We start from the raw sequence: 12,011 nt of genomic DNA on the forward strand, positions 1-12,011 counted from the left end.
CCCGTCGAACTCGCCGGGCACGTCCGGGACGAACGGCCGGTTGAGCTGCCCGACCGCACACACGACCGCCCGCGCGGTGAGGGCGTCGCCGTCGTCCAGCGTCACCGTCCAGGTCGCGCTCTCGTCGTCGTACGTCGCGGCGGTGGCCTCGACGCCGAACCGGACGTGCTCGCGGACGCCGCGCTCCTCGGCGACCCGCTCGAAGTAGGCGCGCAGCTCGGGCTGCCGGGAGAAGAACTCGGTCCAGTGGTCGGCGGGCTCGAAGCTGTAGGAGTAGAAGTGGCTGCCGACGTCGACCCGCGCGCCGGGGTAGCGGTTCTCCCACCAGGTCCCGCCCGGCCCGGCGTTCTTCTCGACCACCACGAAGGGGAAGCCCGCCTGCTGGAGCCGGATCGCCGCGAGCAGACCGGACATCCCGCACCCGATGATGACCACGGGGTACGCCGCCGCGCCGGCCATCGGCTCGGGCGCCCGGCTGTCGGCGCCGTCGAGCGCCAGCTCCTCGAGCACCATCGGGACGTACTCGTCGCCGACCGTGTCGCAGGCGAGCCAGGTCATCATCTCGTGCAGCAGCGCGGGCGGGAGCGGCTCGGGCTCGGGACAGCCGCGGTCCCGCCACCCGCGGATCACGTCGAGGGCGAGGGCCCGGCCCGCGGCCTGGTCCTCGGGCGTCATGAAGCCCTGGTACTCGTTGAGGAACAGCCCCTGAGGGCGCACCGGCCCGTCCAGGAGGGCGCGCCGCTGGGCGTCGTCCTCGCACAGGTGGACGCAGGCCATCAGGAGGGCCGGCACCGACAGGTCCTCGAGGGCGGCGGCGATGTCGGCGTCGGTGACCTCGGGCCCGATCGGACGTCCGGCGTGGGGGTTGGGCACGGGCCGCACGGTACACAGTTGTGCGGATGTGTCTACAGCCCTACGGTGTCGCCCCATGCGTGCAGTGGTGGTCGAGGGAGCCGGTCAGGTGGCGGTGCAGGACGTCCCGGACCCGGAGCTGCCCGGGCCGGACGGCGCGGTCGTCCAGATCGCGACCGCGGCGATCTGCGGGTCGGACCTGCACTTCTACGACGGCGACCTCCCGTTCTTCCCGGTCGCGGTCGGCCACGAGGTGATCGGGACCGTGGTCGAGGCCGGTCCGGACCTGCGCGACGTCGCGGTCGGGGACCGGGTCCTGGTCGCCTCGGTGGCCGGCTGCGGCCGGTGCCCGGGCTGCGCCACGGGCGACCCGGTGACCTGCGTCCAGGGACCGAAGGTGTTCGGCTCGGGCGAGCTGGGCGGAGGCCAGGCGGACCTGCTCGCCGTGCCGGCCGCTGACTTCCAGCTGCTGAAGGTGCCCGACGGTGTCGACGACGAGGCCGCGCTGCTGCTCACCGACAACCTCGGGACCGGCTGGGCCGGCGCGGCCCGGGCCGACATCCCGCCGGGTGGCACGGTCGTGGTGCTCGGCCTCGGGGCGGTGGGGCTCTGCGCCGTGCGCGCGGCGCTGCTGCAGGGAGCCGGCCGGGTGCTCGCGGTCGACCCCGTCGCCGGCCGCCGGACGCGCGCGGTGGCCTCGGGCGCCGTGGCGCTCGACGGGCCCACGGTCGAGGCGGTCCTGGAGGCCACCGGCGGCCTGGGCGCCGACGCGGTGATCGACGCGGTGGCGACCGACGGGTCGCTGGCCGACGCCTTCGGTGCCGTCCGCGCCGGCGGCACGGTCTCGGTCATCGGCGTGCACGACCTCGAGCCCTGGCCGCTCCCGGTGCTGATGGGCGTCTTCCGCAGCATCACGCTCCGGATGACCACGGCCCCGGTGCACCGCACCTGGCGCGACCTCGTCCCGCTCGTGCAGCACGGGCGGTTCGACACCTCCGGCATCTTCACCCACGTGCACGACCTCGCCGACGCGCCCGCGGCGTACGCCCGGGTGGCCGAGCGCAGCCCGGACTGCGTCAAGGTGCGCTTCCAGCTCTAGGCCCGCGCGCGACGGCGCTCGCCGATGAGTCTCCGGCGGGAAGGCGGTCCGTCCCGCATGCCACTCGTCACCGCGCACTTCACGATCTCGCTCGACGGCTTCATGGCCGGGCCCGACCAGACCGAGCAGGACCCGCTCGGCGTCCGTGGCGAGGAGCTGCACCGGTGGATGTTCGACGAGCCGCTGCCCGAGGCGGACACCACGGCCGTGGAGCGGATCCTCGCCCCGCGCGGGGCCTACGTGATGGGCCGCAACATGTTCGGACCGGTCCGCGGCGAGTGGGACCGGGACTGGCGCGGCTGGTGGGGCGACGACCCGCCCTACCACGCACCGGTGTTCGTGCTCACCCACCACCCGCACGACCCGATCGAGATGGCGGGCGGGACGACGTTCCACTTCATCGGCAGCTTCGAGGAGGCGCTGGAGCGGGCGGTCGAGGCCGCGGGCGACGCCACCGTCACCATCGCCGGCGGCGCCAGCGCTGTCCGGCAGGGCCTCCAGGCCGGCGTCGTCGACGAGCTCCTGGTGACGCACGCGCCCGTCGTGCTCGGCGCGGGCGAGCGGCCGTTCGACGACCTCCCCCACGGTGAGCTGGTCCCGGTCGAGGTCCTCGCGTCGCCGAGAGCGACGCACGTCGTGTACCGGGTGGAACGCGGGCCTAGCCGGTCCTAGGAGAACGCCCGGGTCACGTGGCCGACCAGGTCGGGGTAGCGCATCAGGTGGGCGCCGCCGTTGAGGTCGAGGACCTCCCCGGTCAGCCAGGCCGCCCTGCTGATGTAGACGACGGCCTCGGCCACCTCCTGCGGCGTGCCTGAGCGGCCGAGCGGGGTGTTGGCGAGGTAGTCGTCCTCGATGCCGGCGATGTCCATCGCGGGCGCGGTCAGCGGCGTGACGACCAGGCCCGGCGAGATCGCGTTGACCCGGATGCCGCGCGGCCCGAGCTCGAGCGCGGCGACCTGGGTCAGCATCGCGAGACCGGCCTTCGCCGAGCAGTACGCCGCCATGCCGGTGCCCGGCTGCCGGGCGTTGAGCGAGGTCAGCGACACGACCGAGCCGCCCTCGCCGAGCACCCGCCCGGCGTGCTTGAGCACCAGGAACCCACCGGTCAGGTTGACGTCGACGACCCTTCGGAAGTCGGCCGCGTCGTGGTCGACGACCAGCGAGAGCGTCGACGTACCCGCGCTGTTGACCACCACGTCGAGCCGGCCCTCACGTTCGACGACGCCGTCGAACAACGCCGCGACCTGCGCCTCGTCGGTGACGTCCACGTCGACGTCGCACGGCGTCCCGGGCAGGTCGGCGACGACCACCCGGCAGCCGTCGTCCCGCAGGGCGTCGACGCAGGCCGCGCCGATCCCGGACGCCCCACCGATGACCACCGCTACTCGCTCGCTCATGCCACGCTCCCTCGGACCACTACTCGTTCCGGCAATTGACACGTGTCAAGTTAGTGCCTACGTTGCGGAGGTCTCGACAGGCTCGACCAACGGGGGACTCCTTGCGCACACCCACTCGCGCACCGTCGACGGCGGTGATCGGGGCCGGCATCAGCGGGCTGACCGCCACGAAGATGCTGGTCGACTACGGCGTGCCGGTCACCTGCTTCGAGGCCTCGGACCGGGTGGGCGGCAACTGGGCGTTCGGCAACCCCAACGGCCACAGCAGCGCCTACCAGTCGCTGCACATCGACACCTCCAAGCACCAGCTGTCCTTCAAGGACCTGCCGATGCCGGAGAGCTACCCGGACTTCCCGCACCACACGCTGATCAAGGACTACCTCGACCTCTACGCCGACACCTTCGACCTGCGCGACCACATCGAGTTCGAGAACGGCGTGGAGCACGCCCGCCGGCTGGACGGCGGAGGCTGGGAGCTGGACACCCAGGCCGGCGAGACCCGTCGCTTCGACCTGCTGGTGGTCGCCAACGGCCACCACTGGGACCCGCGGATGGCCGACTTCCCCGGCGAGTTCACCGGCGAGACGATCCACTCCCACCACTACATCGACCCGTGGACACCGCTGCACCTCATGGACAAGCGGGTGCTCGTCGTGGGGCTCGGCAACAGCGCCGCCGACATCACCGTCGAGCTGTCCCAGCGGTCGCTGCGCAACCAGGTCACCCTGTCGACGCGCAGCAGCGCCTGGGTCGTGCCCAAGCTGATCAACGGCAAGGCCGCGGACATGAACTACCGCACCAACCCGCACCTGCCGCTGAGCTGGCAGCGCAAGCTCGCCCAGTGGGGGCAGCGGTTCACCGCGTCCGACCCGACGCTCTACGGCCTGCCGGCCCCCAACCACAAGTTCTTCGAGGCGCACCCGACGCAGTCCGGCGAGCTGCCGCTGCGGCTCAAGTCGGGTGACGTGACCCCCAAGGGCAACGTCGCCCGCCTGGACGGCAGCACCGTTCACTTCGAGGACGGCACCTCGGCGGAGTTCGACGCGATCATCTACGCCACCGGCTACAACCTCACCTTCCCGTTCTTCGACCCGGAGTTCCTCAGCGCGCCGGACAACCGGATCGACCTCTACAAGCGGATCCTCAAGCCGGGCATCGACGACCTGCTCTTCGCCGGGTTCGCCCAGGCGACGCCGACGCTCTTCCCGTTCGTCGAGTGCCAGGCGCGGCTGATCGCGGCCTACGCCATCGGCGAGTACGCGCCGCCGTCGGAGGCCGAGATGCACGAGGTCATCAAGGCCGACGACCGGAAGTACATGGGCCACATGCTCGACCGGCCGCGGCACACCCACCAGCTGGACTACTTCGTCTACGAGCACCAGATGCGCACCCAGGAGCTGCCGGAGGGGCGCCGCCGGGCCCAGCAGGTGCGGGCCTCGTGAAGGTCGGCACCCCGCGCGGCGACGTACGCCGCACCGCACTGCTCGAGGCGCTCGACCACCACCTGCGCGAGGGCAGCCTCGACTCGATCAACATCGCCGACATCTCGCGGCGCGCGGGCGTCACCCGCTCGGCGTTCTACTTCTACTTCGACAACAAGGCCAGCGCGGTGGCGGCCCTGATGGAGGAGATGTACGACGAGTCGGCGGACGCCGCGGCGCTGCTGACCGGCGGGGGCACGCCGGCCGAGCGGGTCGAGGGCATGGTGCGGGCGCTGTTCGCCGCCTGGGAGCGGCACGAGCACCTCTACCGGGCGATGTACGACGCCCGCGCGACCAGCACCACGGTCCGCGAGCTCTGGGACAACGACCGGGAGTCGTTCGTGCCCGTGGTCGCCGAGGTGATCGAGGCCGAGCGCGCCGCGGGCGCGGCCCCCGCCGGTCCCGACGCGGCACACCTCGCGTCCGTGCTGCTGGAGCTCAACGACCGGATGCTGGAGCGGCTCGCGCTCGGCGGCCCTCTGGGCCGCGACGACCTGGTCGACGCGGTGGTCACCGTCTGGGTGCACACGATCTACGGGAGGCTCGAGCAGTGACCGGTGCAGCGACGTACGACGAGGTGGTGTTCGAGTCCGGCGGGGTCGACCTGCACGGCTGGCACTTCGCCGGTGCCGGCGACGACCTCGACACCGGTCGCGGGCGTCCCGTCGTGGTGATGGCGCACGGCCTCGGCGGCACCAAGGACTCCGGGCTCGCGCCGTTCGCGGAGGGCCTGGCGAAGGCGGGGCTCGACGTCCTGGCCTTCGACTACCGCGGGTTCGGCGCCAGCCAGGGGGAGCCCCGGCAGCGGGTGAGCCTCGCCGGGCAGCTCGAGGACTACCGGGCCGCGATGGCCGCCGCCGGGTCGCTGCCCGGCGTGGACCGGCGCCGCCTGGTGCTGTGGGGGGTGTCGCTGGCCGGCGGCCACGTGCTGGCGGCCGGCGCCCACCGCGACGACGTCGCCGCGGTCGTCTCCCTGACCCCGCTGGTGGACGGGATGGCGGCGGCCCGGCTGGCACTCAAGCACCACGCGCCGTCGAGCATCGCGAGGTCGACCGTGGCCGGCTTCCGCAGCCGGCTCGCCTCCGTCGCGGGCCGCGAGCCGGTGACCATGCCGATCGTCGGCCGGCCCGGCGAGGTGGCGGCGCTCTCGCTGCCCGGCCACTACGAGTCCTACCTCGCGATCGCCGGTCCCACCTGGCGCAACGAGGTCGACGCCTCGGTCGGCATGGAGCTCGGCAACCATCGTCCGGCCAAGGCCGCGAAGGACCTCACCTGCCCGCTGCTCGTGCAGATCGCCGACTTCGACCGCAGCGCGCCGCCGCAGGCGGCGGCGAAGGCGGCCTTCGATGGCCGGGCCGAGGTCAGGCACTACCCGTGCGACCACTTCGACGTCTGGCCGGGCGCGGACTGGTTCGAGCCGGCGCTGGCGCACCAGGTGTCGTTCCTCTCGCGGCATCTCCGCCCTGGGTCGGATGCCTGAGCCGCCCACCGGTCAGTAGCGTCGGTCCCGTGGCACTGACGCAGCACGAAGCCGAGCACGACCAGGTCGACGTCGACGCGCTGACCGCCGAGCGCTTCGCCAAGATGAGCCTGGTGGGCGGCAACGACCTCCCACCGATCGACCCGTCCGGGCTGCCGCCCGGGCCCTCGTGGCCGCCGATCGTGCAGACCATGGCGCTGTTCCGCTACCGGCACCGCTTCCACCCCTGGCTGCGGAAGACCTACGGGCCCACCTACACCGTCCAGCTCGTCCCCGGTGGCCGGCCGCTCGTGCTCTTCACCAAGCCGGAGGACGTCAAGGAGATCTTCGCCGGCGATCCCGAGGTGTTCCACGCCGGCAAGGGCAACTCGATCCTCGGCCCGATCATGGGGGAGCACTCGCTGCTCCTCCAGGACCGGGCCGAGCACAAGCGGGCCCGCAAGCTGTTGATGCCGGCCTTCAACGGCCAGGCGCTGCGCGGCTACGAGGAGCTCGTCGCCGACCTGGCCCGCGACGAGGTGGCGCACTGGCCGGCGAACCGCACCTTCGAGTCGCTGCAGCGGATGAACGCGCTCACGCTCGAGGTGATCCTGCGGGTCGTCTTCGGCGTGACCGACGAGCGCCGGCTCGCCGAGCTCCGCCCGCGGGTCAACGCCACCGTCGACATCAACCCGGTCATCATGCTGGCCTGGAGCTACCCGCGGCTGCAGCAGTACGGCCCGTGGAAGAAGGTCGTCGACAACCAGCACGAGCTCGACCGGCTCATGTACGCCGAGATCCGCGAGCGGCGTACCGCCCCCGACCTCGCCGACCGCTCGGACGTGCTGTCCCGGCTGATCCGCGAGGGGATGTCCTCGGCGAACCCCGAGGACCGCTTGTCGGACACCGAGCTGCGCGACCAGCTCGTCACCCTGCTGCTCGCCGGTCACGAGACCACCGCGACCGCGCTGTCGTGGGCGCTGTACGAGCTCGGCCGGAACCCTGAGCTGATGCGGCGCACCCAGGAGGCCGCGGACGCACGGGACGCGGACGGCGACGCGTGGCTGGACGCGGTGATGAAGGAGTCGATGCGGCTGCACCCGGTCATCCCCATGGTGGTGCGGACCCTGATGAAGCCGACCACGGTCGGCGGCCACGACCTGCCGGCCGGCGCGACCGTCGGCCCGTCGATCATCGTGGCGCACAGCGAGGTCAACTACGAGCGGGCGGCCGAGTTCGACCCGACCCGCTTCCTCGGCCAGAACCCGCCCACCAACACCTGGATCCCGTTCGGCGGCGGAGTGCGCCGGTGCATCGGCGCCGGCTTCTCGCTGATGGAGGGCGCGGCCGTCCTGCGCGAGGTGCTCGGTGCCTGGAACGTGCACACCGAGCACGAGGACGGGCCCCGGGTCCGCAACATCACCTCGGTGCCGGACCGCGGCGCGCGCATCCACGTGACCCCTCGATGACCCCGCGATTGCCCCCGCGATGACGGCACGTTGACGGCGCCCACTGTCGACGACCACCTCGAGACCATCGCCGGGTGGCTCGCGCTCGAGGACCCCGAGCCCGACCACGTGGACGTGCTGCTGCTCTTCGGCGGGTCGTTGCCGGACGCCTGGGACATGGCGGCCGGTCTGGTCCTCGACGGCCGGGTCGGCACGCTCGTGCTCGTCGGCGGGCAGGGCCACACCACCGACGTCCTGCGCAGCATCCTCGGCGCCGACCGGGGCTCCACGGAGACCGAGCTCATGGCGGCGTACCTCGGCCGGCGGCACGGAATCCAGGACTGGCTCCTGGAGCCACGGTCGACCAACTGCGGCGACAACGTCGTTCTCGCCCGCGAGGTGGTGCTCGGGCACGGTCTGGCACCGCGCACCGTCGGGCTGGTCCAGGACCCGACGATGCAGCGCCGCATGGACGCGGTGTGCCGCCAGGTCTGGCCCGAGGTGCGGGCGGTGAACCGGCCCGGCCCCCGCACCGGCGGACGGTACCGGTGGCCGCGGGACCGGTGGGTCTCGCTGGTCATGGGCGAGGTGCCGCGGCTGCGCGACGACGCGGACGGCTACGGACCACGCGGCCGCGGCTTCCAGGCGGCGGTGGAGATCCCGGACGAGATCGAGGCGGCGTACGCCGCTGTGCTGCGCGAGCACCCGGACTGGGGCCGGCCGGCCCGCGGCTGACCCAAGACCGGCGCAAGACGCAGCCAAGAGCGGCTGTCGAGACTCCTCGGCATGAGCACCCAGAACTCCGTGGCACCCGACGAGGACCGCATGGGAGAGTCTCCGCCCGTGACCTGGCGGGAGCGGCTCCGCGCGGTGCGCGTCGACCTCACGCCACTGCGCACGTCCCGGGACTTCCGGCTGCTGTTCTGGGCCGGCACCGTCTTCTACTTCGGCGCGATGGTCAGCTACGTCGCCATCCCGTACCAGATCTACACGCTCACCGGCTCCAACCTCGCGGTCGGCGCGATCGGTCTGGTCGAGCTGGCGCCCATCATCGTGTTCGGGCTGTACGGCGGCGCGCTGGCCGACCACGTCGACCGGCGCAAGCTGCTGATCTGGACCGGCGTCGGCCAGTCCCTGGTGACGGGCGTGCTCGCGGTCAACGCGTTCCTGGCCGATCCGCACGTCTGGTTGATCTTCGTGGCGGCGTTCTTCCTCGCCGCGACCTCGTCCCTGCAGCGGCCCTCGCGGGAGGCGCTGATGCCGCGCACCGTGACGCACGCCGAGCTGCCCGCGGCCAACGCGCTGTCCAGCCTCGGCATGCAGCTCGGGGTGCTCGTCGGTCCCGCCGTCGGTGGGCTCCTCGTCGCCTACGTCGGCATCGGCTGGTGCTTCGTCATCGACATCGCGGGCCTGGCCGTGGCCTCGTTGCTCTACGTGGCGATGGGGACCTACACCCACCGCGAGGAGACCACGCCCCCGAGCCTCTCGGGGATCCGGGACGGCCTCAGCTACGCGTTCAGCCGGCGTGACCTGCTCGGCACCTACCTCGTCGACATCGCCGCGATGCTGCTGGCCATCCCCGTGGTGCTGTTCCCGGCGCTGGTCGAGGAGGTCTTCGAGCGCCCGGAGCTGCTCGGCCTGCTCTACTCCGCCGAGACCGTCGGCGCCCTGCTGGCCACCGCCCTGAGCGGGTGGACGGCCCGGATCCACCACCACGGCCGGGCGATCGTCCTGGCCGCGGCGGTGTACGGCGCGATGATCGGCCTGGCCGGGCTGATGCCCAGCATCTGGCTCGTCGGCGTCTTCCTGGCGTTCGCCGGTGCTGCCGACATGATCTCGGCGATCTTCCGCGGCACGGTCTGGAGCCAGACGATCCCGGAGGCCATGCGCGGCCGGCTCGCGGGCATCGAGATGCTGTCGTACTCGCTCGGTCCCCTGGGCGGCCAGGTCCGGGCCGGCGTCACCGCCGACCTGTGGTCGGTCCGCGGCGCGATCTCCTCCGGCGGCTTCGCGTGCGTCGCGGGGGTGGGGCTCACCGCGCTCTGGCTGCGTGACTTCTGGCGCTACGACGCCCGCACCGACGAGCACGCGGTCGCCGAGCGGGCCGTGCGGGAGGCCGCGGGCGAGGGCTGAGCGCCCAGCTCCGCCGCGGTCAGCCCCCGGCTCGAACGTTCGGCTGCGGGCACCGACGTTCGCGGATACCGTCACAAGCAAGGCAACTGCTGAGACTCACCCACCCGGACGACCGGGCAGATGACGCCAGTGCCACAACTGAAGGCGTCACCAGATGAGTCGTTCCCGACTGTCCTCCACCTTCCTCCGGACCGGGGCGGCGCAGGTGGCTCTCGCCGCCAGCCTGTTGCTCGTCGCGGGGTCGATGGCCACCGCAGCGCCTGGCGCCCCGACCGCGGCCGCACCCCAGAGGATCGCCGCCTCGTCGGTCGACCTCGGCAGCGCCGCGGGCTTCTCGGTGCTCGCCGGGCCCAGCATCACCAACACCGGCGCCGGGACCGTGCTCGCGCTCGACCTCGGCGTGACCGGCACCCTGGCCGGCTTCCCGCCCGGCACGGTGACCGGCACGACGCACATCGGCGACGCCGCCGTCGAGGCCGCCCACGAGGACCGGCAGGCGGCGTACGACGCCGCCGCGGCCCAGACCGGCGGCACCGCGTTCTCCGGCGACCAGGCCGGCAAGACCTTCACGCCCGGCCTCTACACGACGGCCGCGGCGGTCACCAACACCGGGACGATCACCCTCGACGCGGCCGGTGACCCGAGCGCGACCTTCGTGTTCCAGGTCGGCGCGGCGCTGAGCTCAGCGGCCTCGACCAAGGTCGTCCTGGCCAACGGCGCGCTCGCCAACAACGTGTACTGGCAGGTCGTCGGCGCGGTCTCGTTGGGCGCCAACGCCAAGTGGTTCGGCACCATCCTCGGCGCCGGCGTGGTGTCGTTCGGCGACGGCGCCTCCCTGAAGGGGCGCGTCCTCACCCCGAGCACCGTGGCCCTGGCGAACAGCCCGGTCACCAAGCCGATCGACGACCTCGTCGCGCCCGTGGTCACCATCAACGGCGGTCCCACGCGCTCGACCAACGACACCACGGCGTCCATCTCGGGCACCACCGACGAGCCCGGGACCCCTCTCGTCACGGTCACGATCGAGGGGCAGGTGCTGACCGCGAGGGCCGCGTCCGGTGCGTGGACCATGAGCGCGGGAACGCTGACCGTCGGCACCCACAACGTGGTCGCGTCGGTCACCGACCCGTCCGGGAACACCGGCACCGCCTCCCAGCTGCTCACCGTGGACACCTCGGCTCCGGTCGTCACCATCGCCGGGGGCGCGGCGACGGCGACGAACGACGTCACCCCGACGATCTCGGGCACGACCGACGAACCGGGGACACCGGCCGTGACCGTGCTCGTCGCGGGCCAGACCCTGGCCACCACCGCCGGCACCGACGGCTCGTGGAGCGTCGACGCGGCCGCCCTCAGCGAGACGTCGCACAGCGTGGTGGCGTCGGTGAGCGACCTCGCGGGCAACTCTGGCACCGACAGCCAGGTCCTCACGGTGGACGTCACGGTGCCGGTCCTGACGATCGACGGCGGCGCCACCCGGTCGACCTCCGACACCTCGCCGTGGACCTACGGCACCACCGCCGAGCAGGCCGGGACGACCGTGCGGGTGAGCCTGGGTGGCCAGGAGCTCGTCGCGACCGTCCAGCCCGGAGGTGGGTGGGGAGTCAGCGCGCAGACGCTGGCGTCCGGGACCTACACCGTGCTCGCTACGGTCACCGACGCGGCCGGGAACACCGGCACCATGACCCAGAGCCTGCAGGTCGGCAGTGTCATCACCGACCCGGTCGTGGCCATCGACGGCGGCGCCGCCCGGGGGACCAACGACCCGACGCCAACCATCTCCGGCACCACCAGCGTCGCCGGCAACCCGACCGTGACGGTCACGGTGAGCGGTCAGACCCTGACCGCGACGGCGGACGCCGGGTCCTGGAGCGTCCAGGCGGCCACGCTGTCCGAGGCCTCGCACACCGTGATGGCGTCGATCGGCGTCGACGGCAGCGTCGGCACCGCCACGCAGGTCCTGACCGTGGACATGTCCGCCCCGACGATCGCCATCGACGGCGGGGCGAGCCGCTCGACCACCGACTCGACTCCGCGGCTGCAGGGGACGACGAGCGAGGCGGTGGGCGCCTCGGTGCAGGTCACCGTGGGTGGGCAGTCGATGACGGCCGTGGTGAGGTCCGGAGGGGCCTGGGGCGTGGG

At 72.7% G+C, this 12,011-nt stretch carries 11 protein-coding genes; 9 read left to right on the forward strand and 2 right to left on the reverse strand.

Annotation, left to right across the window (positions count from 1 at the left end; all coding sequences use genetic code 11):
* Positions 1-873, reverse strand: an 873-nt coding sequence (locus tag JHD21_RS15730) for an NAD(P)/FAD-dependent oxidoreductase (protein WP_292677120.1), incomplete at its 3' end; no start/stop codon positions are given.
* 55 nt (positions 874-928) lie between these two features.
* Between JHD21_RS15730 and JHD21_RS15735 the strand changes: the two genes are divergently transcribed.
* Positions 929-1,951, forward strand: a complete 1,023-nt coding sequence (locus tag JHD21_RS15735) for an alcohol dehydrogenase catalytic domain-containing protein (protein ID WP_292677122.1) — start codon at positions 929-931, stop codon at positions 1,949-1,951.
* Between the two features lie 57 nt (positions 1,952-2,008).
* Positions 2,009-2,623, forward strand: coding sequence for a dihydrofolate reductase family protein (locus JHD21_RS15740; protein WP_292677124.1), 615 nt, complete (start codon positions 2,009-2,011; stop codon positions 2,621-2,623).
* Here JHD21_RS15740 and JHD21_RS15745 read toward each other — a convergent pair.
* Positions 2,620-3,348: an SDR family oxidoreductase gene (locus tag JHD21_RS15745; RefSeq protein WP_292677126.1), complete on the reverse strand. Its 729-nt coding sequence runs from the start codon at positions 3,346-3,348 to the stop codon at positions 2,620-2,622. The genes JHD21_RS15740 and JHD21_RS15745 overlap by 4 nt on opposite strands.
* A 101-nt stretch (positions 3,349-3,449) precedes the next feature.
* Between JHD21_RS15745 and JHD21_RS15750 the strand changes: the two genes are divergently transcribed.
* From JHD21_RS15750 to JHD21_RS15780, 7 genes are all read left to right on the forward strand, one after another.
* Positions 3,450-4,790: an NAD(P)-binding domain-containing protein gene (locus tag JHD21_RS15750; protein WP_292677128.1), complete on the forward strand. Its 1,341-nt coding sequence runs from the start codon at positions 3,450-3,452 to the stop codon at positions 4,788-4,790.
* Positions 4,787-5,383, forward strand: a complete 597-nt coding sequence (locus JHD21_RS15755; RefSeq protein ID WP_292677130.1) for a TetR/AcrR family transcriptional regulator — start codon at positions 4,787-4,789, stop codon at positions 5,381-5,383. The genes JHD21_RS15750 and JHD21_RS15755 overlap by 4 nt, the downstream gene beginning before the upstream one ends.
* Entirely contained in the window at positions 5,380-6,309 is a 930-nt protein-coding gene (locus JHD21_RS15760) for an alpha/beta fold hydrolase (protein ID WP_292677132.1), read from the forward strand. The genes JHD21_RS15755 and JHD21_RS15760 overlap by 4 nt, the downstream gene beginning before the upstream one ends.
* 29 nt (positions 6,310-6,338) lie before the next feature.
* A complete protein-coding gene (locus JHD21_RS15765) occupies positions 6,339-7,757 on the forward strand; it encodes a cytochrome P450 (protein ID WP_292677134.1) in 1,419 nt (472 codons plus the stop codon).
* Between the two features lie 30 nt (positions 7,758-7,787).
* Positions 7,788-8,471, forward strand: coding sequence for a YdcF family protein (locus JHD21_RS15770; protein ID WP_292677136.1), 684 nt, complete (start codon positions 7,788-7,790; stop codon positions 8,469-8,471).
* A 51-nt stretch (positions 8,472-8,522) separates the two neighbouring features.
* Entirely contained in the window at positions 8,523-9,869 is a 1,347-nt protein-coding gene (locus JHD21_RS15775; protein ID WP_292677138.1) for an MFS transporter, read from the forward strand.
* 154 nt (positions 9,870-10,023) lie between these two features.
* Positions 10,024-12,011, forward strand: a 1,988-nt coding sequence (locus JHD21_RS15780; RefSeq protein ID WP_292677140.1) for an ice-binding family protein, incomplete at its 3' end; no start/stop codon positions are given.

Origin of the sequence: Nocardioides sp., assembly GCF_016462705.1 — a bacterium.
GTDB lineage: Bacteria > Actinomycetota > Actinomycetes > Propionibacteriales > Nocardioidaceae > Nocardioides.

Bases quoted from the DNA above. Each gene is read 5' to 3' on its own strand.
- JHD21_RS15735 (WP_292677122.1), top strand. From the start codon at position 929: ATGCGTGCAGTGGTGGTCGAGGGAGCCGGTCAGGTGGCGGTGCAGGAC.
- JHD21_RS15775 (WP_292677138.1), top strand. From the start codon at position 8,523: ATGAGCACCCAGAACTCCGTGGCACCCGACGAGGACCGCATGGGAGAG.
- JHD21_RS15745 (WP_292677126.1), bottom strand. From the start codon at position 3,348: ATGAGCGAGCGAGTAGCGGTGGTCATCGGTGGGGCGTCCGGGATCGGC.
- JHD21_RS15740 (WP_292677124.1), top strand. From the start codon at position 2,009: ATGCCACTCGTCACCGCGCACTTCACGATCTCGCTCGACGGCTTCATG.